Annotated in this window: 23 protein-coding genes; 18 read left to right on the top strand and 5 right to left on the bottom strand. The window is 72.0% G+C overall.

What is annotated here, in order from left to right:
• Positions 1–7 precede the first annotated feature (7 nt).
• The 10 genes from ACPPVT_RS18935 (at position 8) to ACPPVT_RS18890 (ending at position 8,096) form a co-directional block, all read left to right on the top strand.
• Entirely contained in the window at positions 8–361 is a 354-nt protein-coding gene (locus tag ACPPVT_RS18935) for a holo-ACP synthase (RefSeq protein WP_426563007.1), read from the top strand.
• Between the two features lie 19 nt (positions 362–380).
• Complete coding sequence (locus ACPPVT_RS18930) at positions 381–1,862, top strand: NAD(P)H-hydrate epimerase (protein WP_426563005.1); 1,482 nt, start codon at positions 381–383, stop codon at positions 1,860–1,862.
• Positions 1,859–3,022: an alanine racemase gene (gene alr, locus ACPPVT_RS18925; RefSeq protein ID WP_426563003.1), complete on the top strand. Its 1,164-nt coding sequence runs from the start codon at positions 1,859–1,861 to the stop codon at positions 3,020–3,022. The genes ACPPVT_RS18930 and alr overlap by 4 nt, the downstream gene beginning before the upstream one ends.
• The gene (locus ACPPVT_RS18920; RefSeq protein WP_426563001.1) at positions 3,019–4,143 is read left to right on the top strand and encodes an alpha/beta fold hydrolase; all 1,125 of its coding nucleotides are present in this window, start codon (positions 3,019–3,021) and stop codon (positions 4,141–4,143) included. Before alr ends, ACPPVT_RS18920 begins: the two co-directional genes overlap by 4 nt.
• Before the next feature lie 34 nt (positions 4,144–4,177).
• Positions 4,178–4,834 (top strand): tRNA (adenosine(37)-N6)-threonylcarbamoyltransferase complex ATPase subunit type 1 TsaE, encoded by a 657-nt coding sequence (gene tsaE / locus ACPPVT_RS18915; protein ID WP_426562999.1) that lies wholly within the window; start codon positions 4,178–4,180, stop codon positions 4,832–4,834.
• 2 nt (positions 4,835–4,836) lie between these two features.
• Positions 4,837–5,520, top strand: a complete 684-nt coding sequence (tsaB, locus tag ACPPVT_RS18910) for a tRNA (adenosine(37)-N6)-threonylcarbamoyltransferase complex dimerization subunit type 1 TsaB (RefSeq protein WP_426562997.1) — start codon at positions 4,837–4,839, stop codon at positions 5,518–5,520.
• Positions 5,517–6,002, top strand: a complete 486-nt coding sequence (gene rimI / locus ACPPVT_RS18905; protein ID WP_426562995.1) for a ribosomal protein S18-alanine N-acetyltransferase — start codon at positions 5,517–5,519, stop codon at positions 6,000–6,002. Before tsaB ends, rimI begins: the two co-directional genes overlap by 4 nt.
• Positions 5,995–7,041: a tRNA (adenosine(37)-N6)-threonylcarbamoyltransferase complex transferase subunit TsaD gene (gene tsaD / locus ACPPVT_RS18900; RefSeq protein ID WP_426562993.1), complete on the top strand. Its 1,047-nt coding sequence runs from the start codon at positions 5,995–5,997 to the stop codon at positions 7,039–7,041. The genes rimI and tsaD overlap by 8 nt, the downstream gene beginning before the upstream one ends.
• A gap of 69 nt (positions 7,042–7,110) precedes the next feature.
• A complete protein-coding gene (locus ACPPVT_RS18895; RefSeq protein ID WP_426562992.1) occupies positions 7,111–7,488 on the top strand; it encodes a hypothetical protein in 378 nt (125 codons plus the stop codon).
• Entirely contained in the window at positions 7,488–8,096 is a 609-nt protein-coding gene (locus tag ACPPVT_RS18890) for a D-Ala-D-Ala carboxypeptidase family metallohydrolase (protein ID WP_426562990.1), read from the top strand. The genes ACPPVT_RS18895 and ACPPVT_RS18890 overlap by 1 nt, the downstream gene beginning before the upstream one ends.
• Positions 8,097–8,126: 30 nt before the next feature.
• On the opposite strand, the gene ACPPVT_RS18885 is transcribed toward ACPPVT_RS18890, so the two are convergent.
• Positions 8,127–8,591: an NUDIX domain-containing protein gene (locus ACPPVT_RS18885; RefSeq protein WP_426562988.1), complete on the bottom strand. Its 465-nt coding sequence runs from the start codon at positions 8,589–8,591 to the stop codon at positions 8,127–8,129.
• Between the two features lie 119 nt (positions 8,592–8,710).
• Between ACPPVT_RS18885 and ACPPVT_RS18880 the strand changes: the two genes are divergently transcribed.
• The 5 genes from ACPPVT_RS18880 (at position 8,711) to ACPPVT_RS18860 (ending at position 14,901) form a co-directional block, all read left to right on the top strand.
• On the top strand, positions 8,711–9,181 hold the full coding sequence (locus tag ACPPVT_RS18880; protein WP_426562986.1) for a hemophore-related protein: 471 nt from the start codon (positions 8,711–8,713) through the stop codon (positions 9,179–9,181).
• A 42-nt stretch (positions 9,182–9,223) separates the two neighbouring features.
• Positions 9,224–13,039: an ATP-dependent RNA helicase HrpA gene (gene hrpA / locus ACPPVT_RS18875; protein WP_426562984.1), complete on the top strand. Its 3,816-nt coding sequence runs from the start codon at positions 9,224–9,226 to the stop codon at positions 13,037–13,039.
• Positions 13,033–14,274, top strand: a complete 1,242-nt coding sequence (locus ACPPVT_RS18870) for a saccharopine dehydrogenase family protein (RefSeq protein ID WP_426562982.1) — start codon at positions 13,033–13,035, stop codon at positions 14,272–14,274. The genes hrpA and ACPPVT_RS18870 overlap by 7 nt, the downstream gene beginning before the upstream one ends.
• Positions 14,267–14,464, top strand: a complete 198-nt coding sequence (locus ACPPVT_RS18865; RefSeq protein ID WP_426562980.1) for a hypothetical protein — start codon at positions 14,267–14,269, stop codon at positions 14,462–14,464. The genes ACPPVT_RS18870 and ACPPVT_RS18865 overlap by 8 nt, the downstream gene beginning before the upstream one ends.
• 89 nt (positions 14,465–14,553) lie before the next feature.
• Positions 14,554–14,901: a YkvA family protein gene (locus ACPPVT_RS18860; protein WP_426567207.1), complete on the top strand. Its 348-nt coding sequence runs from the start codon at positions 14,554–14,556 to the stop codon at positions 14,899–14,901.
• Positions 14,902–14,927: 26 nt separating this feature from the next.
• Here ACPPVT_RS18860 and ACPPVT_RS18855 read toward each other — a convergent pair whose 3' ends face one another.
• Positions 14,928–15,179: a hypothetical protein gene (locus ACPPVT_RS18855; protein ID WP_426562978.1), complete on the bottom strand. Its 252-nt coding sequence runs from the start codon at positions 15,177–15,179 to the stop codon at positions 14,928–14,930.
• A gap of 46 nt (positions 15,180–15,225) precedes the next feature.
• Positions 15,226–16,608 (bottom strand): MFS transporter, encoded by a 1,383-nt coding sequence (locus ACPPVT_RS18850; RefSeq protein ID WP_426567206.1) that lies wholly within the window; start codon positions 16,606–16,608, stop codon positions 15,226–15,228.
• 145 nt (positions 16,609–16,753) lie between these two features.
• Between ACPPVT_RS18850 and ACPPVT_RS18845 the strand changes: the two genes are divergently transcribed.
• The 3 genes from ACPPVT_RS18845 to ACPPVT_RS18835 all read left to right on the top strand — a co-directional run bounded on the left by ACPPVT_RS18845 (position 16,754) and on the right by ACPPVT_RS18835 (position 19,932).
• Positions 16,754–17,755 (top strand): nucleoside hydrolase, encoded by a 1,002-nt coding sequence (locus tag ACPPVT_RS18845; protein ID WP_426562976.1) that lies wholly within the window; start codon positions 16,754–16,756, stop codon positions 17,753–17,755.
• A gap of 63 nt (positions 17,756–17,818) precedes the next feature.
• Positions 17,819–18,622, top strand: coding sequence for an N-acetylmuramoyl-L-alanine amidase (locus ACPPVT_RS18840; protein WP_426562974.1), 804 nt, complete (start codon positions 17,819–17,821; stop codon positions 18,620–18,622).
• Between the two features lie 47 nt (positions 18,623–18,669).
• Positions 18,670–19,932 (top strand): MFS transporter, encoded by a 1,263-nt coding sequence (locus ACPPVT_RS18835; RefSeq protein WP_426562972.1) that lies wholly within the window; start codon positions 18,670–18,672, stop codon positions 19,930–19,932.
• Between the two features lie 18 nt (positions 19,933–19,950).
• On the opposite strand, the gene ACPPVT_RS18830 is transcribed toward ACPPVT_RS18835, so the two are convergent.
• Both ACPPVT_RS18830 and ACPPVT_RS18825 read right to left on the bottom strand, forming a co-directional pair.
• A complete protein-coding gene (locus ACPPVT_RS18830) occupies positions 19,951–20,730 on the bottom strand; it encodes a hypothetical protein (protein WP_426562971.1) in 780 nt (259 codons plus the stop codon).
• A gap of 57 nt (positions 20,731–20,787) precedes the next feature.
• Positions 20,788–22,296: a hypothetical protein gene (locus ACPPVT_RS18825; protein ID WP_426562969.1), complete on the bottom strand. Its 1,509-nt coding sequence runs from the start codon at positions 22,294–22,296 to the stop codon at positions 20,788–20,790.
• Between the last annotated feature and the right edge of the window lie 4 nt (positions 22,297–22,300).

Here is a 22,300-nt window from a genome sequence, read left to right as displayed (position 1 = left end):
CGGCGACGTGATCATCGGCGTCGGCATCGATGTGGTGGACGTCGCGCGCTTCGGCGAGACGATCGGGCGCACCCCGAAGCTGGTCGACCGGCTGTTCACCGAATCCGAGCGGAGCCTGCCGCTGGCCTCCCTCGCGGCGAGGTTCGCGGCCAAGGAGGCGCTCGCGAAGGCGCTGGGCGCACCGGCCGGACTGCACTGGCTGGACGCCACCGTGGTGGCCGACCACACCGGCCGCCCGGAGCTGCAGGTCAGCGGCACCGTCGCGGCCCGGGCCAGCGAGCTGGGCGCCGTCCACCTGCACCTGTCGATCTCGCACGACGCGGGGATCGCCAGCGCGGTCGTGGTGGCAGAGTCCGCCTGACCCCCCGATGATGGGGCCGATGAGTACCGCCTGGGACGTCGCCGCCGTGCGCCGCGCAGAGGCCGCCACGATGGCGCAGCTGCCGGACGGCACCCTGATGCAGCGTGCCGCCGCGGGTCTGGCTGCGGTCGTGGCCCGCGAGCTGGCGTCGTCCCGGGGCGGGGTGTACGGCGCCCGCGTGGTGCTCCTGGTCGGCGCCGGCTCGAACGGCGGGGACGCGCTGTGGGCAGGAGCCCGGCTCTGCGCCCGCGGGGCGCGGGTGGACGCCGTCCTGCTGGCCGAGCGCGCCCACCCGCAGGGTCTGGCGGCGCTGCGGCGAGCCGGCGGCCGGGTGCACCGCGCCGCGGACCTGCCCGAGGACGTGCTCGGGCTGGCCGACGTTCTCGTCGACGGCATCCTGGGCATCGGCGGGCGACCCGGCCTGGACGCCGAGGCCGTCGCGCTGCTGGACCGCGCCGCGCCAGCCGCCTGTGTGGTCGCCGTCGACCTGCCCAGCGGGGTGCATCCGGACACCGGCGAGGTCGGCCCCGGCGCGGTCCGGGCGGACGTCACCGTGACCTTCGGCGTGGCCAAGCCCGCGCTGCTGCTGCCCCCGGCCGTCGAGCACGCGGGGCGGCTCGAGCTGGTCGACATCGGCTTGGACGACCTGGCCGCCGACGGCACGCCGACCGTGGCCGCCCTGGACGACGCGGCGCTGGCCGCCGCCTGGCCGTGGCCGGCCACCGGCGATGACAAGTACCGGCGCGGCGTCCTCGGCGTGGTGGCCGGCGGGACCGGCTACACCGGCGCGGCAGTGCTGTGCACCGGCGGTGCGGTGCGCAGCGGGGTCGGCATGGTCCGCTACCTGGGGCCGGCCGAACCGACCGCCCTGGTCCGCGCCCGCTGGCCCGAGGTGGTGCCCGGCCAGGGCCGGGTGCAGGCGTGGGTGCTCGGTCCGGGGCTCGATCCCGACGCCGGCGACGGCCAGGGCGACCGGGTCCGCGACGTGCTCGCCGGCGAGCTGCCCTGCCTGGTCGACGCCGGCGCCCTGGACCTGCTGACCGAACGCCGGCAGGCAGCCACCCTGCTCACCCCGCACGCGGGCGAGCTGGCCCGGCTGCTGTCCCGGCTGGACCGCAACGACACCGGGCGGGCCGAGGTCGACCGGGCCGAGGTCGAGGCCCGACCGCTCGAGCACGCCCGCCGCGCCGCCCAGCTCACCGGCGCCACCGTGCTGCTCAAGGGCTCCACCACGCTCGTCGTCCCCCCGGACGGCGGCACCGCCCTGGCGCAGCGCGGCGGGCCGCCCTGGCTGGCCACCGCGGGCTCCGGGGACGTGCTCGCCGGCGTGGCCGGGACCCTGCTCGCGGCCGGGCTCGAGCCGCTGCTCGCCGGTGCGGTGGCCGCGGCGGTGCACGGCCGCGCGGGCGCGCTGGCCAGCGCCGGCGGCCCGGTGGACGCCGGCCGGTTGCTCGACGCGGTGCCCTGCGCCGTCGCGACCCTGAGAGACTGGCCAGTGTGAACGATCCGAGCCGTCCGGTGCTGCCTGCCGAGGCCGAGGTGGACCTGCGGGCCATCTCGGCCAACGTGGCGTCGCTGACCCGGCACGCGCCGTCCGCCGAGGTGATGGCGGTGGTGAAGGCCGACGCGTACGGGCACGGTCTGGAGCCGTCCGCCCGCGCGGCCCGAGCCGGCGGCGCGACCTGGCTCGGGGTGGCCCAGATCGCCGAGGCCCTGCGGCTGCGTGCGGCCGGCGACACCGGGCGCGTGCTGTCCTGGCTGCACGTGCCGGGCGACGCGTTCACCGACGCGGTAGCGGCCGACGTCGACCTGTCGGCCAACGCGACGTGGGGTGTGGACGAGATCGCGGCGGCCGCGCGGGCCGCCGGACGGACGGCCAGGGTGCACCTGAAGATCGACACCGGGCTGTCCCGGGCCGGCGCCAGCGCGGACGACTGGCCGGCGCTGGTCGACCACGCGCTGACCGCGCAGGCCGACGGCCTGCTCGAGGTGGTCGGCATCTGGTCCCACCTGGCCTGGGCGGACGACCCGAAGCACCCGACGACCGACCGGCAGGCTGAGGCCTTCGAGGCCGCGCTGGACGTCGCGCACGCCCGCGGCGCCCGTCCCGAGGTCCGGCACCTGGCCAACTCGGCCGCCGCGCTGACCCGGCCCGACCTGCACTACGACCTGGTCCGGCCGGGCCTGGCCGTGTACGGGCTGTCGCCGGTGCCCGACCTTGGCGGCCCGGCCGACTTCGGCCTGCGCCCGGCGATGACGCTGCGCGCCCGGCTGGCCCTGGTCAAACAGGTGCCGGCCGGGTCCGGCGTCTCCTACGGCCACGCCTACACGACGCCGCGGGCCACCACGCTGGGCCTGGTGCCGCTCGGGTACGGCGACGGCGTCCCGCGCGCCGCCGGAAACTGCGGCCCGATCTGGGTCGCAGGGCGACGGCACACCATCGCCGGCCGGGTCTCGATGGACCAGGTCGTCGTCGACCTGGACGGCCGTCCCGACGTCGCCGAGGTGCGGGCCGGGGACCTCGTCGTCCTGTTCGGCGACGGTCGCGACGGCCAGCCCACCGCGCAGGACTGGGCCGAGGCGGTGGACACGATCTCGTACGAGATCGTCACCCGGATCGGCTCTCGAGTGCCGCGGACCTACCTGGATGCGGGCTCGTGAGGTCTCCGTCGCGCACCGTGCTGGGCGTCGGTGCCGGGCTGGCTGCCGCCGGCGTCGGCGCCGCGCTCGGGCTGGCCGCCGAACGCTGGACCGCCGGGCGGGTGCAGGGTGAGGCCGGCGGCGAGTCCTACGGGTCGCTGCGCGGCACCACCCAGCGGGTCAGCGCGGACGACGGCACCGCGCTGCACGTGGAAGTGGACGAGCTGGACGTCGACGGGCCGCCGGACGCGGAGCAGACCTCCCCGGTCACCGTTGTCTTCAGCCACGGCTTCTGCCTGAACCAGGACATCTGGCACTACCAGCGGCAGTGGCTGCGCGGCCGGTACCGGATGGTGTTCTGGGACCAGCGCGGTCACGGCCGGTCCGCCACCGGGCCGGAGCAGAACTACACGGTCGACCAGTGCGGTGCGGACCTGCGCGCGGTGATCGACGCCGTCGCGTCGACCGGTCCGCTGGTGCTGGTCGGGCACTCGATGGGCGGCATGACCGTGATGGCGCTGGCCGGTGAGTACCCGGACCTGATCCGGGACCGGGTGGTCGGCGCCGCGCTGCTCGCCACCAGCTCCGGCGGCCTGGCTGACGTGCACTGGGGACTGACCGGCTCGGTCGGTCGGGTGGCGCACCGGATCGCCCCGGTCGCGATGGTCGGGCTCACCCGCGCGCCCCGGCTGGTCGACCGGACCCGCCGGATCGGCAGCGACTTCGAACAGCTGCTGGTCAAGCGCTACTCCTACGCCTCACCGGTGCCATCGGAGCTGGTCCGGTTCACCGCCGCGATGATCGCGGCGACCCCCATCGACGTGGTGTCCGGGTTCCTACCCGGGTTCGACGTGCACGACAAGGGTGAGGCGCTGGCGGCGCTGGACGGCATCGAGTCCCTCGTGCTGTCCGGCGAGGACGACCTGCTCACCCCGCCCGAGCACAGCGAGGCGATCGTCCGGCGGATGCCCGGTGCCGAGCACGTGCTGGTGCCCGAGTCCGGCCACATGGTCATGCTCGAGCACCCCGACGTGGTCAACCTGCACCTGGGTGATCTGCTGGACCGAGCCGACCGGGCCGTCGTCCGGGCCCAGGGACGCGGCGGCCGCCGTCCGCGGCTGCGCCGACCGCGCCGCGCCTGAACGTGCTGCGCCGGACGCAGGCCGAGCACGTACGATGGCCGCCGTGCCCGCGCCGGACGAGAAGAGCATCGAGCTCACCGCCTCCACGCGCGACGCCATGCACGACCTCGGGCGCCGGCTGGCCGGCACGCTGCGCCCTGGCGACCTGGTCGTGCTGACAGGTGACCTCGGCGCCGGCAAGACCACGCTCACCCAAGGGATCGGCGCCGGTCTGGGCGTGCGCGGACCCGTCACCTCGCCGACGTTCGTGATCGCCCGCGTTCACCCCAGCGAGCGCGGCGGGCCGGCTCTGGTGCACGTGGACGCCTACCGCCTGGGCTCGATCGCCGAGGTCGACGACCTCGACCTGGACGCGAGCCTGGAGGACAGCGTCACCGTGGTCGAGTGGGGCGAGGGGCTGGTCGACGACCTGGCCAGCGATCGGCTGCACGTCGCGATCCTGCGACCGCACGGCGCCGCGACCACGGTCGACGGGGGCACGGTCGACGGGGCGGTCGACGGGGCCACGGTCGACGGGGTCGACGGGGTCGACGGGGCCGACGTGGACGACGAGCGCGACGACGAGCGCGACGACGTGGACGACGACGAGCGCGACGACGTGGACGACGAGGACGACGTGCTGGACGAGCCGCGGCGGATCCGGATCCGCGGAATCGGCGAGCGCTGGTCCGGCATCCAGCTGGAGGTCTGAACGTGCTGCTGCTGGCCCTGGACACCTCGACCCCGGCGGTCACGGTGGCCCTGCACGACGGTGACACCGTGGTCGCGCAGTCGCTGTCGGTCGACGCGCGGCGGCACGGCGAACTGCTGGCCCCGGGCATCCAGGCCGTGCTCAGCGAGGCGGGCGCCTGCGCCCGGGACCTGACCGACGTCGCCGTCGGCACCGGGCCGGGGCCGTTCACCGGGCTACGGGTCGGCCTGGTCACCGCCCGCACGATGGGCGACGCGCTCGGCGTGCCGGTGCACGGCGTCTGCAGCCTGGACGCGCTCGCGGTGCGCGCCGCCGAGGACGGCGCGGTCGGCGACGACCCGTTCCTGGTGGCCACCGACGCTCGCCGGCGCGAGGTGTACTGGGCGGCGTACGAGTCGGTCCCGGACGGTGCGGTCGGCACGACCCCGCGCCGGGTGCACGGGCCCGACGTGAGCCGGCCGGACGATGTGCCGGTCGACGGACGCGCGGTCGTCGGCCGCGGCGCCGACCTCTACCCGGATTCGCTGGGCATCTCGGTCGGGCCGATCGACCCCTCCGCGGCCGCGCTGGCCGGGCTCGTCGTCCGGTTGCTGGATGCCGGTGCCGACCTGAGCGACCTGACCCCGCGCTACCTGCGCCGCCCGGACGTGCATGAAGGCGGCGGGCGCAAGAGCGTCCTGTCATGACTGCGGCCGCGGACCCGGTGGTGCGGCCGATGCGCTGGTGGGACGTCGAGCGGTTGCTGCCGCTGGAGGACCGGCTGTTCGGCCACGAGGCGTGGAGTGCGCCAACCTGGTGGTCCGAGCTGGCCCAGTGCGAGCAGCGGGACTACGTCGTGCTCCAGGGCGCAACCGACGGCGACGTCGACGGGTACGCGGGGGTCTCGGTGGCGGCAGGGGTCGCGGACCTCATGACGGTGGCCGTCTCGCCGGACCGGCAGGGGCAGGGGCTGGGTCGCTTCCTCGTGCAGCAGCTGGTCACCCTGGCGCGGGCCCGCGGAGCCGGCCGGATGATGCTCGAGGTGCGCGCCGACAACGTGGCCGCGCAGCGGGTGTACAGCAGTGTCGGGTTCGAGCGGATCGCCGTCCGCCGCGGGTACTACAGGACTCCGCAGGGTCCCGCGGACGCGTGGGTCATGCAGCTGCGGATAGCCTCGACCGGTGAGTGACGCGCCCCTGGTGCTCGGCATCGAGACGTCCTGCGACGAGACCGGCGTCGGCATCGTGCGCGGCGAGACCCTGCTGGTGGACGCCGTGGCCAGCAGCGTCGAGCAGCACGCCCGCTTCGGTGGGGTGGTGCCCGAGGTGGCCAGCCGAGCCCACCTCGAGGCGATGGCCCCGACGATCGAGCGCGCGTGCAGGCAAGCCGGTGTCCGGTTGGACGACATTGACGCGTTCGCGGTGACCAGCGGTCCGGGGCTGGCCGGCGCGCTGCTCGTCGGAGTGGCGGCGGCCAAGGCGCTCGCCCTCGCGCTGGGCAAGCCGCTGTACGGGGTCAACCACCTGGCCGCCCACGTGGCGGTGGACCAGCTCGAGCACGGCCCGTTGCCCGAGCCGACGCTGGCACTACTGGTGTCCGGCGGGCACTCCTCGCTGCTGCTCGTGCCGGATGTGACGCACGACGTGCGTCCGCTCGGTGCGACCATCGACGACGCGGCCGGCGAGGCGTTCGACAAGGTGGCGAGGTTGCTCGGGCTCCCGTTCCCGGGCGGCCCGCACATCGACCGGGTGGCCCGCGACGGCGACCCGGCCTCTATCGCCTTCCCCCGTGGGCTCTCCCGACCGAAGGACCTCGAGCGTCATCGCTACGACTTCTCGTTCTCCGGGCTCAAGACGGCGGTGGCGCGCTGGGTCGAGCAGCGGGTCGCGTTGGGAGAGAACGTGTCCGTGCCTGACGTGGCTGCGAGCTTCCAGGAGGCCGTGGTCGACGTCCTGACCCGCAAGGCAGTCGCGGCCTGCCGCGACGAGGGAGTCGACACGTTGCTGGTGGGTGGCGGCGTGGCAGCGAACTCACGACTACGGGCGATGGCTGCCGAACGCTGCGCCGCCGCCGGGATCGAGCTGCGGGTGCCGCGTCCCGGCCTGTGCACCGACAACGGCGCTATGGTCGCGGCCCTCGGCTCCTCCATGGTCCGCCGCGGTCGCGCGCCGTCCGCGCTGGATCTGCCGGCCGACTCCTCGATGCCGGTGACGCGGGTGCTCGCCTAGTTCGATTCTTGCTTGTGCCCTGGACCCGAGAGGAGTTCCATGGTGGGTGGCCAGGGGAGGTCGGTAAGCATGAAGGACGACGAGACCGGTGGAGACGGCCCCGAGGAATCGCAGTTCGTGGTCGGTCCGGTAGATCCGATAGCGGACCCACAGCTGCTCCCGGCGGTGGTCGCCGTGGAGGAGGAGGGGTTCCTCACGGACCTGGGCGCTGGGATTGACCAGCCGGACACGGCGGATCCGGACGGTGATCCGGACGTCGATCCGAATGCGCCCACGGACGTGGACGGCCAGGACGACAACCCGGACGAGGACCTGCCGGGCGACGACGAGATCGACGGGCTCGTGGACGACGTGGACGTGGGCGATGTCGACGACGTCGGCTTCGGCCCGGCCGACGAGTTCGACCTCGACCTGTTCAACGACGTCGTCACCCCCGGGGGTGCGTGATGGCTCCGCAGCTGACGAACGCCCAGGCGAAGGCCATGCTGACCAAGCTCGGGTTCGACAACGCGAACAAGAAGTTCACCGTTGCGGTGAACGGCTTCCAGCGCGGTTGGAACCTCGGCCCCGCCCTGAAGGTGGACAGCAAGTTCGGCCCCAAGACCAGCGATGCGCTGCGCATCTCCTACGCCCGGTTCAAGGCCCACAAGTCGGACATGAGCGCACACTTCTCGTACCGGGAGTTCCGCTGCAAGGACGGCGCAGTCTTCGAGAGCTGCCGGCGCATCTGGATATTGCGCTCGCATGTGCGCCGGCTCGAGAAGTACCGGGCCTCGATCGGCGGCAAGTCGATCCGGATCGTGTCCGGGTGTCGGTGCAAGCAGTACAACAAGAAGGTCGGCGGCGTGAGCTCGAGCCAGCACCTGTTCGGCGCGGCCACTGACATCGACGGGCGGCTGACGCTGGACCAGAAGGAGAACCTGGGGCTCTTTGCCGGCATGGGCTTCAAGCAGTCCACGGGCAAGGTGATCCACGTGGACTCTCGCGACCGCGGCGGCCACAACCCCAAGGGCTCCACGCCCACGAAGCCGGCCGAGTGGAAGTACGCCACGTGAGGGACCGCCGCGGCGTGAGCGCGGTGCGGGTCAGCCGGTGAGTGCAGCGGCCAGGCGGTCCAGGTAGGGACGCTGGCCCTTCACCAGCTTGACCCGCGCCGTGTCCAGGTCGAACCACGCCGCACGGTCGATCTCCGGGAACTCCTGCATCCGGCCCGAGCCCGGCGGCCACTGCATCTCGAACGTGCCCGGCCGCACCGCGTCGACGTCCAGGTCACCGTCCAGCGCCCAGATCGTCAGCACCTTCGAGCTCGAGGCCCGCAGCTCGCCCAGCGGTCGCAGCTCGCCGTCCGGTACCGGCAGGCCGAGCTCCTCGCTGAACTCCCGACGGGCCGCGGCCTCGGCCGTCTCCTCCGGCCCGTACTCACCCTTCGGGATGGACCACGCGGCCTCGTCCTTGCGGGACCACAGCGGGCCGCCCATGTGGCCGAGCAGCACCTGCAGGACGCCGGACGTGTGACGGTGCACCAGGATGCCCGCGCTGCGCGTGCTCACCGGCCTAGCATCCCGCACAGACCTCGAACAATCGGCCAACAGCAGTCGCACAACGGCCACCTACCGTCGATCTCGACGTCGCGGACCCGCGGCGTCCACCGACAGCACGAGGAGTGCAGATGCGACGCAAGACCATCGCGGCCGGGGCCGTGGCCGCCGTCATCGCCGGGGGAGCCCTCGCCCTGCCGGCCATGGCGGCCGACAACGGGCCGTCGCCGACCAAGACCTCGTCCGCGCCGGTCACCGGCCTGACCGACGCGCAGCAGCAGGAGCTCGACGACTTCCTGGCCGCCCACCCGAAGGCCGCGCAGGCGCTGGTCACCCGCCTCGAGGGCTGGCAGAAGTTCGCCGACGCGCACCCGGCGGTGGTCACCGAGCTGAAGAAGGTCGCCGCGATGTCGCCGGAGCAGCGCCGGACCGAGCTGAAGGCGTGGGCCAAGGCGCACCCGGCCGACGCGAAGGCCTTCCGGGAGTTCCGCAAGCAGATCCGCGACGCGCGCAAGGACCGCCGGGAGCGGCGCAAGGACGCGAAGCCGGGTTCGTCCGGCAGCTCGTCGGCCACGAGCCCGAGCAGTTCCAGGACCACGTAGCCCGCACAAACCCGCTTGCGCGGCGCGCCTATCGTGGACGTCGTGGGTGAACAGCGGCGGCGGAGTGGGCAACGCCCACACAGGGCCCGCCGACCGCCGTTCACCCCGGCGGACGTCGAGGCGCGCCGCGCCAGCGTGCCGCCCATCTCGTACCCGCAGCTGCCGGTCAGTGCGGTGCGGGACGAGATCGCGGCGCTGATCCGCGACCACCAGGTGGTGATCGTGGCCGGCGAGACCGGCTCCGGCAAGACCACCCAGCTGCCCAAGATCTGCCTCGAGCTGGGGCGCGGGATCACCGGGATGATCGGACACACCCAGCCGCGGCGGATCGCGGCCCGCACAGTGTGCGAGCGGATCGCCGAGGAGCTCGGCACGGACGTCGGCGAGCAGGTCGGGTGGAGCGTGCGGTTCACCGACCGGGCCGGCCCCCGCACGCTGGTGCGGGTGATGACGGACGGCATCCTGCTCGCCGAGATCCAGCGCGACCGGATGCTGTCCCGGTACGACACGCTGATCATCGACGAGGCCCACGAGCGCAGCCTGAACGTGGACTTCCTGCTCGGCTACCTCAAGCAGCTGCTGCCACGCCGCCCCGACCTCAAGGTGATCATCACCTCGGCCACCATCGACCCGCAGCGCTTCTCCCGGCACTTCGACGACGCGCCGGTGATCGAGGTGTCCGGACGCACCTACCCCGTGGAGATGCGTTACCGCCCGGTGGTCGACCCGGACGACCCGGACGCCGATCCCGATCGCGACCAGGTGCAGGCCATCTGCGACGCGGTCGTCGAGCTCACCGGCGACGGGGGCGGCGACATCCTGGTGTTCCTGTCCGGCGAGCGGGAGATCCGCGACGCGGCCGAGGCGGTGCGCGCGCTCGACCTGCGGTTCACCGAGGTGCTGCCGCTCTACGCGCGCTTGTCGTCGGCCGAGCAGCACCGGGTCTTCCAGCCGCACACCGGACGACGCGTCGTGCTCGCCACGAACGTCGCCGAGACGTCGCTAACGGTCCCAGGAATCCGCTACGTCGTCGACCCGGGGACGGCGCGGATCTCCCGCTACAGCAGGCGTCTGAAGGTGCAGCGGCTGCCGATCGAGAAGGTCTCGCAGGCCTCGGCGAACCAGCGGGCCGGACGCTGCGGTCGCGTCGCCGACGGCATCTGCATCCGGCTCTACAGCCAGGAGGACTTCGAGGCGCGGCCTGAGTTCACCGAGCCGGAGATCCTGCGCACCAACCTCGCCTCGGTCATCCTGCAGATGACGTCGATCGGGCTCGGCGACATCGGCGCATTCCCGTTCGTCGAGCCGCCGGACCGGCGCAGCGTGCGGGACGGCGTCCAGCTGCTGCACGAGCTCGGCGCGATCGACCCGGACCAGCCCGACCCCCGTCGCCGGCTCACTGCGTCCGGTCGCCAGCTGGCCCAGCTGCCGCTGGACCCGCGGCTGGCCCGGATGGTCATCGAGGCTGACCGCGAGGGCTGCCTGCGCGAGGTTCTGGTGGTCGCCGCCGCGTTGTCCATCCAGGATCCGCGCGAGCGACCGGTCGACGCCCAGACCCAGGCCGACCAGCAGCACGCCCGGTTCCGCGACCCGACGTCGGACTTCCTGACCTGGCTGAACCTGTGGGAGTACCTGCGCGAGCAGCAGAAGGCGTTGTCCGGCAACGCCTTCCGCAGGATGTGCCGCAGCGAGTACCTGCACTACCTGCGAGTGCGCGAATGGCAGGACGTGCACGCCCAGCTCAAGCAGGTGGTCAAGCAGCTGGGCCTGGTGCGCTCCAGCGGGCTGCACGAGGACGGCAGCGTGGACGCCGACCGGCTGCATCGCGCCCTGCTGTCCGGGCTGCTCTCGCACGTCGGCGTGCGCGACCCGGTGCAGCGCGACTACCTGGGTGCCCGCGGCGCCCGCTTCGCGATCTGGCCGGGATCGGCGGTCAGCCGCAAGCCGCCGACGCTGGTGATGGCCGCCGAGCTTGTCGAGACGTCCCGGCTGTGGGGTCGCACAGTGGCCCGGATCGAGCCGGAGTGGGCCGAGGCCCTTGGGCCGCACCTGATCAGGCGTACGTACAGCGAGCCGCACTGGAGCTCCAAGCGGGCCGCCGTGATGGCTCGCGAGCGGGTCATGCTGTACGGGGTGCCGCTGGTGGTCGACCGGCTGGTCGGCTACGGCAGCGTGGAGCCCGAGCTGGCCCGTGAGCTGTTCATCCGGCACGCGCTGGTCGAGGGGGACTGGCGAGCGCCGCACCGCTTCCTGCAGCGCAACCGCGAGCTGCTTGACGAGGTCGAGGCGCTGGAGCAACGCACCCGCAGGCGTGACCTCTTGGTGGATGACGAGGTCATCTTCGACTTCTACGACCACCGGATCCCGTCGGAGGTGACCTCCGGAAGGCACTTCGACGTCTGGTGGAAGCGCCGTCGGCACGAGGACCCCGAGCTGCTCACCTTCACCCGCGACCTGCTGGTCCGCGACGAGGCCGGCGCGGTCGACGACGACGCCTACCCGACGACGTGGTCGGCTGGCGGCTCGGAGCTGGCGGTGACCTACCAGTTCGAGCCGGGGACGGCAGCCGACGGGGTCACCGTGCACGTGCCGCTGCCGGTGCTGGGACAGCTCAGCCCGCGCCCGTTCGACTGGCAGATCCCGGGGCTTCGCCTGGAGCTCGTGACGGCGCTCATCCGCGGCCTGCCGAAGTCGTTGCGGCGCAGCCTGATCCCGGCCCCGGACCGGGCGGCCGACGTGCTGGCCCGGGTGGGGCCCCAGGACGGCCCGCTGCTCGACGTGGTCGGCGCCGCGCTGGAGGACCTGACCGGGACCCGGATCGGTCCGGACGACTGGGCGCCGCAGTCGCTCCCCGCGCACCTGCGCGTCACGTTCCGGGTCGAGGGTGACAAGGGGCAACCTCTGGGGGAGGGTCAGGAACTGGTTGCGCTGCAGGCGAAGCTGCGGCCGCGACTGCGCGAGGCCATCGCCCGGCGTCCGGACAGCATCGAGCGATCCGGCCTGCACGCCTGGGACCTCGACGCGCTGCCCCGCGAGCACCGCACCGTCGTGGACGGCCACGAGGTGACCGGGTTCCCAGCACTGGTCGACCAGGGCGAGAGCGTCGCGGTGCAGGTGCTGACCACGTGCGAGGAGGCCGACGCCGCGCACACCGCCGGTCTGCGCCGGCTGTTGCGGCTGACCACCCGGTCGCCGGTGCCCTACGTGCTCTCTGAGCTGTCCAACGCGAGCAAGCTGGTGCTCAGCCGAGCCAAGCACGCCACGGCGACGGAGCTGGTGAACGACTGCACGGACGCGGCCGTCGACGCGCTGGTGCTCGCCGCGGGCGGTGCCGTGGACGTCCGCGACCGGGCCGCGTTCGAGCACCTGCGCCAGGCCGTCGCGGACGGCCTCGACCAGCGCACCCTCGACGTGGTGGAGCGGGTCGAGGAGGTGCTCGCGACGGCCTTCGACGTCCAGGCGCGACTGCGCGGGGCGACGTCCATGGTCCTGTTGCCCGCGATGACCGACCTGCAGGCGCAGCTGGACGGGCTGGTCCGGCCGTCGTTCGTTCGCGACGCCGGTGCGGCGAGGCTGCCCGACGTGCTGCGGTACCTCAAGGCCATGGCGGTGCGGCTGGACCGGCTGCCCGGCGACCCGGCGCGTGACCGTGGTTCGCAGTCGCAGATCGAGATGGCCGCAGACGAGCTGGCGAAGGCGCTGGACGCCTTGCCGGCCGGCCGCGAACCACCGCCGGCGCTGCTCGAGGTGAGGTGGATGATCGAGGAGCTGCGGGTCAGCCTGTTCGCCCCGACCATGAGAACCGCCTACCCCGTGTCGCCTCAGCGGATCCACCGTGCCATCGTCGCTGCATGCTGAATTCTCAGGACGATCGTGAGTTCGACGTCGTCGTGTTCGGCGCGACGGGTTTCGTGGGCCGGCTGGTGGCCGACTACCTGGTCGAGCACGCCCCGGAGGGGACCCGGATCGGTCTGGGCGGGCGCTCGCTGGAGCGGCTGGAAGAGGTACGTCGTGGCCTGGGGGAGCGGGCCCGCCGTTGGCCGTTGCTGGTCGCGGACAGCGCCGACCCGGACGCACTGGCCGAGCTCGCCGGCCGTACCAGGGTGGTGGCCACCACGGTCGGCCCGTACCTGCGCTACGGGCTGCCGCTCGCGAAGGCCTGCGCCGCAGCGGGAACGCACTACGCGGACCTGACCGGTGAGGTGCTGTTCGTCCGGGCCGCCATCGACGCCTGCGACGAGGCGGCACGGGCCAGTGGCGCGCGGATCGTGCACTCCTGCGGCTTCGACTCGATCCCCTCCGACCTCGGCGTGCTGCTGCTGCACCAGGCCGCCGCGTCCGACGGTGCGGGCGAGCTTGGCGACACGACGCTGGTGGCCGTGCTGAAGGGCGGATTCAGTGGCGGCACCATCGACTCGATGCGCGCGCAGGTGGAGGCCGTGCAGACCGAGAAGTCGTTGCGCCGTATGGTCATCGACCCGTACGCGCTCAGCCCGGACCGGGACCGCGAGCCTGACCTCGGCGACGAGCGGGACCGCGTCTCGGTGTTCCAGAGCGACGAGCTCGGCGGGTGGGTTGGCCCCTTCGTGATGGCCTCGTTCAACACCCGGATCGTGCGGCGCAGCAACGCTTTGCAGGGCTGGGCCTACGGGCGCACCTTCCGCTACCGCGAGCTGGCCGGTTACGGGCGGGGTGCGAAGGGCCGGGCCACCGCGACCGCGGTCACCGGCGTGCTGGGGGCCGTGCTGACGGGAATGCAGAAGCCGCGGCTGCGCGGCCTGGTCGACCGCGCACTGCCGTCGCCCGGTGAAGGGCCGAGCGCCGACAAGCGGGCCGCCGGATACTTCCGGATGCGACTGCGCAGCACCACCACCAGTGGCGCGCAGTACGTCGCAACCGTTGCCGCGCAGGGTGACCCGGGGTACGCGGCGACCGCCGTGATGCTCGGCGAGAGTGCCTTGGCCTTGGCCGACGGCCGCGGGCTGCCGGACCGGGCCGGAGTGCTGACTCCGGCCACCGCGATGGGCGGCGCGCTCGTCGACCGATTGCGCGCCGCCGGACTTACCCTTTCGGTGGAGAGGCGAGGTGAGTGACGTGGTCCGCATCCTGGTGGGCGTGCTCCTGGTGGTGGTCGGCGGCATCTGGTTCGGTCAGGGCATGGGCTGGATCGGCGGCAGCGGTATGTCCGGCGAGACGCTGTGGGCGGTGGTCGGACCCGTCGTCGCGCTCGTCGGTGTCTGGCTGGCCGTCACCGGTCTGCGGGCCCGCAGGACGAAAGCCTGACCTGAGCCGAGAGGTACCGTTTCGGCGTGGAGCGAATCCTGCTGCTGGCGGGCGCAGCGCTCGTGCTGTGGGCGGTCAGCTGCCTGGTGATGATCGCGTTCGCGTCGCGGCTGCCGGACGGGCTGATGCGTCAGGTCGCGGAGTTCCTCCCGTCCTGCGTCGCCGCTGCCAGGGCCCTGCGCAAGAATCCGGACGTGCCGCGGCGGGCCAAGGTCGCTCTACTGATCGCCGTGGTCTGGGTGGTTTCGCCGATCGACCTCCTGCCGGAGTTCCTGCCCGTCATCGGACCGCTCGATGATGTGGTCGCGGTGATCCTGCTGCTGCGTTACGCGGCGAGGTGTGTGCCCCGGGAGACCATGTTGGCGGCGTGGCCGACCGACCCGAGGCTGCTCATCCGCCTCCTCGGTCGCGATCGCGCTGAGCCGGCGCGCAGCTGACCGGCGAGCCGGGTCGGACGTCAGGGCTACAGCAGGTCGGTCAGTGACGCGTCCGGGCCGACGAGGTCGATGCCGAGCTCGAGCTCCTCGCGCATGTCGTCGACGCTGTCGTCGTGCCCGAGCACCTCGGGGACGTCGTTCGAGACCGCCAGCTGGTCGAGCAGGTCGTAGGCCTCGCCCAGCGTCTCCGCGCCGTGCTCGTGGGCCCACTGCAGCGTGTTCCGCGCGCCGGTCGACGGCAGGAACTCCTCGTCCCATGGGTTGCTCACGGACCACATCCAACCAGGACCGGAGGCTGGTCGGGCGGGCGGCGGACCCGGGCCTTCAGGTCGTGCCGGACTCGTCGGCGTCCTGGGCGGACAGCGGCTCCGCGACGTCCTCGAGCGACTTGCGCTCCGCGTCCACGCCCAGGAACACCTCGACCAGGCCGCCGGCGATCATCAGCCCGGCCCCGATGTAGTAGCCGACCGCGACGTTGCCCAGGTCGTTCGTGGCGACCAGCTTGCCGAACAGCAGCGGTCCGATGATGCCGCCGAGCCCGGTGCCGACCGCGTAGAACAGGGCGATCGACATCGCGCGGGTCTCCATCGGGAAGATCTCGCTGACCGTCAGGTAGGCGGCGCTGGTGCCGGCCGAGGCGAGGAAGAACACCGCGCACCAGCACAGCGTCAGGGTGGTGGCGTCGAGGCCGGTCAGGAATATCGCCGTGGCCACCAGCAGCAGACCGCTGCCGATGTAGCAGATCGAGATCATGATGCGGCGGCCGATGGTGTCGAACAACCGACCGAGCAGCACCGGCCCGAGGAAGTTCCCCAGGGCCAGCGGGATGATGTACCACCCGGCGGATCCCGAGCCCACGCCGAAGAACGTGGTCAGCACCAGGCCCTGGGTGAAGAAGACAGCGTTGTAGAGGAACGCCTGCCCGATGAACAGCGCCAGTCCGAGCAGCGTGCGCTGCCGGTAGTCCGCCAGCAGCGTGCGGGCGATCTCGCGGAACGTCGTCTTCTCGCGCTGCTCGATCTCGAGGTCGTCGTCCGCGCCGACCGCCGGCAGCTGCTCGTCCACCTCCTCGGCGACCCGCGCCTCGACCTCCGCGACGATGCGCTCTGCCTCCTCGTCGCGGCCGTGGATGAACAGCCAGCGAGGGCTCTCCGGCACGTTGCGCCGTACGAAGAGCACGATCAGCCCGAGCACCGCGCCCAGCCCGAACGCCACCCGCCAGCCGATGTTCGCCGGCAGGAAGTCCTCGTTCAGCAGCACGATGGTCAAGGCGGCGCCGGCCGCGGCGCCGAGCCAGTACGAGCCGTTGATCACCAGGTCGATCCGCCCGCGCAGCTTCCTCGGCATCAGCTCGTCGATCGCCGAGTTGATCGCGGCGTACTCCCCGCCGATGCCGGCGCCGGTGAAGAACCGGCAGGCGAAGAACCAGATGGGCGTGAACGAGAACGCGGTCAGCACGGTGGCGACCAGGTAGACGGTCAAGGTGATGAAGAACATCCTCTTGCGGCCGTGCTTCTCGGTGAGGTGCCCGAAGTAGAGCGCCCCCAGGCACGCACCGAGGACGTAGATCGCCGCGGCTACACCGATCTGGCTCGCGGTCAGCTCCAGCCCGCTGCCCTTCTCGGTCAGCCGGTCCGACAGTGAGCCGACGATCGTCACCTCCAGCCCGTCCAGGATCCAGACGGTGCCGAGGCCGACCAGCACCATGCGGTGCCAGGGCGACCAGGGCAGACGGTCGAGGCGGGCGGGGATGCGCGTCGTCACGGTGCTCACGGCTGACACCTTGCGCCTGCTTTGCCCGGTCCGCACCTCGAGCCTGTCGGTCCGGCGGGGCACCGGGCATCATGGCGGCGTGGCCATCCCCGTGATCCTCGACGTCGACACCGGCTTGGACGACGCGTGCGCGCTGCTGCTCGCCGCCCTGCACCCGGACCTGGACCTGCGCGCGGTGACCTGCGTGGCCGGCAACGCCGACGTCGATCAGGTCGTTCGCAATACCCAGGTGGTGCTCGCGGCCGCCGGCCGGCACGAGGTGCCGGTGGCGCGCGGCGCGACCCGGCCGCTGCTGGAGCCGGCCCGGCCGGCCCGGCACGTGCACGGCGAGGACGGGCTGGGGGACCTCGACCACGCAGCGCTCGGCCTGCCCACCGAGCCCGCCGAGGTCGACCAGCGTCACGCGGTCGAGCTGCTGCGCGACGAGCTGCTCGCCGCGGTGAGCGCCGGTGAGCCGGTCATCCTCGTCCCGCTCGGTCCGCTGACCAACATCGCGCTGCTGCTGCGCAGCTACCCCGAGACGGCCAAGGGGTTGGCCCGCATCGTGTTCATGGGCGGCGCGGCGGCGGTCGGCAACGCCACTGCGGCGGCGGAGTTCAACGTCTGGCACGATCCCGAGGCCGCCGCAATCGTGCTGGACGCGGCGCGCGAGCTGCAGGTCCCGGTGACCATGTACGGCCTGGACGTGTTCTACGACGTCCGGATCACGCTGGACGAAGCTGACCTGCTGCTCGCCATGCAGCAGCCGGCCGGTCGCCTGGCCGGCGCGCTCATCCGCGCGCAGTGCGAGCGGTTCGCTGCGACGTCCGCGACCATCGGCGACGCCGGTGCGGTCTGCGCGGTGCTCGATCCCGCGGGGCTGACCACGGCCTCTCTCGCCGTGCACGTCGAGCTGGCCGGCGCACGGACCCGAGGCCAGACCGTGGTGGACCAACGCCAGTGGGTGGGCGACCTGGACCACGACCCGCACGGGATACCACCGACCCAGGTGGACGTCGCCCTTGGCGTGGACGGCGAACGCTGGCGCGCGCTCTGGCTCGCCGCCGTCGGCCGGTCAGGATCGGGGGACACCGGCCGATAGGAGGGTATGCGCCTCCTCGGTCGACGCTGCCCGCCTGCGGCCCTGCCCGTCGTGCTGCCATTCGTGCTGCCCGTCGTGGCGCTTGCCGTGACCGCCTGCTCGGCGTCGCCGACGTCCGGCACGTCAGCGCCCCCGACCGGTGCGGCTCGGCTGGTGGTCCGCTCCACCCCAACGGTCGTGACGGCCGCGTCGGCGGCGAAGCCGCTGGCCGGCCGGGTGGTCGTGATCGACCCTGGACACAACCTCGGCAACTCGAGGCACGCGGCGCAGATCGGCCGGCTGGTCAACGCCGGTGGCAGCCGCAAGCCCTGCAACACCACGGGAACGGCCACCGCCAGCGGCTACCCGGAGGCGACCTTCGCGTGGTCGGTGGCGACGTACCTCAAGGCCCGGCTGGTCGCTCAGGGCGCGACGGTCTACCTGACCCGGAGCAGCAACTCGGCCAGCGCCTGGGGGCCTTGCGTGGACGTCCGGGGCCGATTCGGCAACACGGTGCATGCCGACGCGGTGGTGTCGGTGCACGCCGACGGCACGGCGTCGCGGTTCCACGGCTTCTTCGCCATCCGCCCGGCCCGCAAGCAGGGCTGGACCGATGACATCTACACCGGCTCGGGCCGGCTCGCGCTCGACGTCCGGGCCGGGCTGCAGGCGGCCGGGCTGCCGCGGGCCAACTACAACGGCGGTGACGGCCTGGACACCCGAGGCGACCTCGGCACGCTCAACTGGAGCAACGTGCCGACCGTGATGGTCGAGCTGGGCAACATGAAGAACGCCACCGACGCCGCGCACATGCGCAGCGCGTCCTGGCGGGACTCGGTGTACGCAGCGGGCCTGGCCCGCGGACTGGCGACCTTCCTTCGCCGCTGACCCGAAACCAGTTAGTTCGACATCGAGATAAATTGTAGAGTGTACCTATGAGTGTTGTTCAGGACGCCGCGCCCACCCGGCTGACCCGGCGCGGTATCCCGGTCGACCCCAACCTGCGCACGATGGCCGTGGCCACCTTGGTCAACACAGCCGGCAACGGCGCCATGATGACGACGTTCGCGCTCTACTTCACCCACGCCGTCGGCATCCCCGCCACCCAGGTCGGGTTGGCGCTGTCGGTCGGCGCGGTCGCCGGGATGCTGGGCCAGGTGCCGCTGGGCCACCTAGCCGACACCCGCGGCCCCCGCGAGGTGCTCTGCGTGCTCACCGCTGCCGCGGGCGTGGCCAGCGTCGGCCTGCTGGTCACCCACAACATCTGGCTGCTGTGCGCCGTGCTGGGCGTGCAGGCCGTGTTCGACCGCGGCGCTAGCGCGGTGCGTAGCGGGATGATCGCGCGGCTCGCCGAGGGTGGCCAGGCGGTCGCGTTCAAGGCCTACCTTCGGGCGGTCACGAACGTGGGCATCTCGTTCGGTGCGCTGCTCGGCGGCGTCGCGCTGGCGATCGACCAGACGTGGGCGTACTTGTCGGTGTTCGCGCTCGACTCGGTGACGTTCGTCGCGACCGCGTTCGCGCTGCGGCTGCTGCCGCACGTCGAGCCGGCGCCGGCCCGGGAGGACGGCGCGCCGCGGATGCAGGTGCTGCGGGACACCCCGTACGTCGTCGTCTCGCTGCTCACCGGGATCTTCGCGATCCACTTCCTGGTGATGGAGCTGGCGATCCCGCTGTGGATCGCCACCCGGACGTCGGCGCCGCACTCGCTGGTCGCCGTCGTCCTGCTGGTCAACACGGTGTCCGTCGCGCTGTTCCAGGTGCGGCTGTCCCGGGGTGCGACCGCGGTGACGACCTCGGCGCGGGCGCTCGCCATCGCCGGCTTCTGGATCCTGGGCGGATTCGCGCTGATCGCGGCGTCCCAGGGCCGCGACGTTTGGTTGTCCGTCGTGCTTGTCGTACTCGGGGCCGGGGTGCACGTGGTCGGCGAGATGGTTGGCTCGGGCGGGCAGTGGGGAATCCAGATGGGGCTGGCACCACGGGACCGGCAGGGCCAGTACCAGGGCTTCGCCGGAATGAGCTTCTCGTTGTCCGGCATCGTCGGGCCGCCACTGATCGCCCTGCTGTGCATCGAGTGGGGTGGGCCTGGGTGGATCGTGCTCGGTGGCCTGATCGTGCTCGCCGGGCTGCTCGCCGTCCCGGCCTCCGCCTGGGCGCTGCGCACCCGCGAGCGGTACGGCGTCCTGGACTACTCGGGCTGATCCGAGCCGCTACGCGGTCTACTCGAACTGGACGATTCCGACACGGCCGTTCTCGGCGATGGCCGGGACCGACGCGATCACCGGCTGAACGTTCTTGACACCGAACGTGAGGTCCTTCCTGGTGAGTCCGAACTTCAGCCGGCGGTCTGGACCGATGATGCATGGCACAACAGAGAACCCGAAGGTCACCGGCACTGGCCCGTGGAAGCTGACCCAGTCGTCCTTCTCGCGCTTCCACGACACGTCGGCGTTCGCCTTTCCGATCAGGTCGGAGACGGCGTCCACGGAGACACCCAGGGTCTGGCCCCCCGCTGAGCCGGCGCGCGCTGCGAACGTGGTGGCCGTGAGGGTGCGCGTCACGAGCAAGAGCTGTTGAGAGGCGTCCGAGAGGAAGATCGACGTGGCGGCGTTGTCAGCTATCACCTCGCCGTCGATCGTCCGCGCCAGCTCGGCGAGGTCGACCTGGTTCTCCAGGACGTCACGGACCTCGAACGCGAACTTGGTGGCGCCGTCCCAGAGCGTCGCGGTCACTTCCGCCCCTGGGACCGGTAGCCCGAGCGCGGTCAGGAAGTGAGCGGACAGGTCAAGCCCCACCCTCGCTTTGACCTCCGAGGAGCGTGTGCCCGACATGGCCGGAGCAGGGGCGGAGGTAACCTCCGGAAGGTCCGGCTCCCCTTCAAGGATGTACTTCAGTGCACCCCGCGGCTCCAGCCGGTCGTCCTGCCGTGCGACGGTCAGCAAGGGGTCGATCCCAGCCCGAGGGGCGCCCACAACGTTAGCCCCGTACAGCTCGCGCACTCTCTTCTCGAACGGGTCGCCTCCGTCCGCGCATGCCCTGAACCCCATGGCTGTCTCCTAGAAGCCTCGAAGAACCCAGTACGCCAGCACGACATTCAAGATCAGCGACACGCAGACGAGTACGCGAAGCATGCCGAGTTGCGCCCGCAGCAGGGCCAGCCGCCCGTCGGCGGTAGACGCGTTGGCCGACGCTTCGAGGAAGGCGGTTTCGGTCTCGGTGAGCTCGCGGCGTCGGCCGGTGTGCAGGCTGCGGTAGTCGGTCCCGCGTAGCAGGTACCGCGGGTCGTGGTCGGAGACGTGCCAGTCCTCGGCAAGGCACTGCCACCACTCAAGGTTCTTCGTCCGCCAGGCCTGGTTGTCCGCGATGATGGGGCCGACGAGCCGGTCGTGCGTCAGCTCCCACAGCGGCATCCCGCCGGGGCGGGGGTCGTCGCGCACCAGGTACCGGGACTGCATCCCGCTCAGCGCCTGGTCCGGGTCGGCGACCAGCGGCTTGTGCCGGGTCTGCCGGCGAAGGCCCTTCTTGCCAATGAGCTCGTGTCCGACCCAGTCGCGCAAGAGCTGGTTGGTCCTGCGGTCGCCGTCCGCGACCTCGTCGATGATGGTGCGGTAGAAAGTCGAGATCGCGCGGTCGAACGGCCGAAAATCGTCGACGTCCTTCAGGGTGATGGCGGTGAACTTCTCGCGCTGTCGGTTCCTGAGCTTGCGGTAGAGGCTGTAGCAGACCACTTGAAGGAGCACCGGCTCGATGTAGGGGTACCGGACCTTCTGGCCGTCTGCGTCCAGCGCGGTGGACTGGACGAGCCTCAAGTCGTTGACCAACGCTTGCGCCGCGTCGTCCTCGAACGTGATGTTGACCTTCTTGGCCGGCTCCTGGACTGCGCGCAGGGCCGCACGTTCGTCGAGCAGCTCCAGACGGAACGTGGCTCGGAGCTGGCCGGGGAGGAACCGTCTGAATCGGTCCAACGCGCCGACGTAGTCCTCGCGGATGGCCAGCAGCAGCCATCGGGAACGGTCCTCGAGGGCTTGTCCAAGCTGTTCGAAGAAGGCAGTCTGCCCGGTGACGTCGGAGGGGTCGAGGGTCATCACCTCTTCGAGCTGGTCGATCACGATGAGGGCACGCCGCTTGTCGCCATGACGGTCGACGAACTGTCCGATGGCCTCGTCCAGGGTCATCTGGGCGGCGACGTGGCGGTCGGTGAACTCGCCGATGAGCCCGTTCACCACGCTGAAGACGTATCTGTTGCGCACGGAGAGCTCGGCCGGCGGTGGCAGGTTCACTCTCAATGCCGAGAAGGAGGGCTGCGTCGTCGCGCAGATCACGAACTGGCGCTTCTCGAAGCTCGGCACCACCGATGTATGGATCAGTGAGGTCTTCCCAGCCCCGGACTGCGAGTGCAGCAGCATGACCCTGCCGGACAGCAGGGAGTCCACCACTGAGGACGCGTCCCGCTCGCGACCGTAGAAGTACTCATCCCGGTTGAACGGTCGGGGCCCTACATAGGGGTTCGTCGGATCCATGAACCTGCCGCCCTTGCTGGGTGCTGCGGGGGAGGAAGCGGCCACGTCG

The sequence above is a fragment of the Angustibacter sp. McL0619 genome (assembly GCF_049994355.1).
Taxonomy (GTDB): Bacteria; Actinomycetota; Actinomycetes; order Actinomycetales; family Angustibacteraceae; genus Angustibacter.
Note: the sequence above shows the minus strand (reverse complement) of the source record. Positions and strands in the feature narration are given on the sequence as shown.

Bases quoted from the DNA above. Each gene is read 5' to 3' on its own strand.
- ACPPVT_RS18930 (WP_426563005.1), top strand. From the start codon at position 381: ATGAGTACCGCCTGGGACGTCGCCGCCGTGCGCCGCGCAGAGGCCGCC.
- tsaE (WP_426562999.1), top strand. From the start codon at position 4,178: ATGGCCGCCGTGCCCGCGCCGGACGAGAAGAGCATCGAGCTCACCGCC.
- rimI (WP_426562995.1), top strand. From the start codon at position 5,517: ATGACTGCGGCCGCGGACCCGGTGGTGCGGCCGATGCGCTGGTGGGAC.
- ACPPVT_RS18895 (WP_426562992.1), top strand. From the start codon at position 7,111: ATGAAGGACGACGAGACCGGTGGAGACGGCCCCGAGGAATCGCAGTTC.
- ACPPVT_RS18890 (WP_426562990.1), top strand. From the start codon at position 7,488: ATGGCTCCGCAGCTGACGAACGCCCAGGCGAAGGCCATGCTGACCAAG.
- ACPPVT_RS18880 (WP_426562986.1), top strand. From the start codon at position 8,711: ATGCGACGCAAGACCATCGCGGCCGGGGCCGTGGCCGCCGTCATCGCC.
- ACPPVT_RS18870 (WP_426562982.1), top strand. From the start codon at position 13,033: ATGCTGAATTCTCAGGACGATCGTGAGTTCGACGTCGTCGTGTTCGGC.
- ACPPVT_RS18860 (WP_426567207.1), top strand. From the start codon at position 14,554: ATGATCGCGTTCGCGTCGCGGCTGCCGGACGGGCTGATGCGTCAGGTC.
- ACPPVT_RS18855 (WP_426562978.1), bottom strand. From the start codon at position 15,179: ATGTGGTCCGTGAGCAACCCATGGGACGAGGAGTTCCTGCCGTCGACC.
- ACPPVT_RS18850 (WP_426567206.1), bottom strand. From the start codon at position 16,608: ATGGTGCTGGTCGGCCTCGGCACCGTCTGGATCCTGGACGGGCTGGAG.
- ACPPVT_RS18835 (WP_426562972.1), top strand. From the start codon at position 18,670: ATGAGTGTTGTTCAGGACGCCGCGCCCACCCGGCTGACCCGGCGCGGT.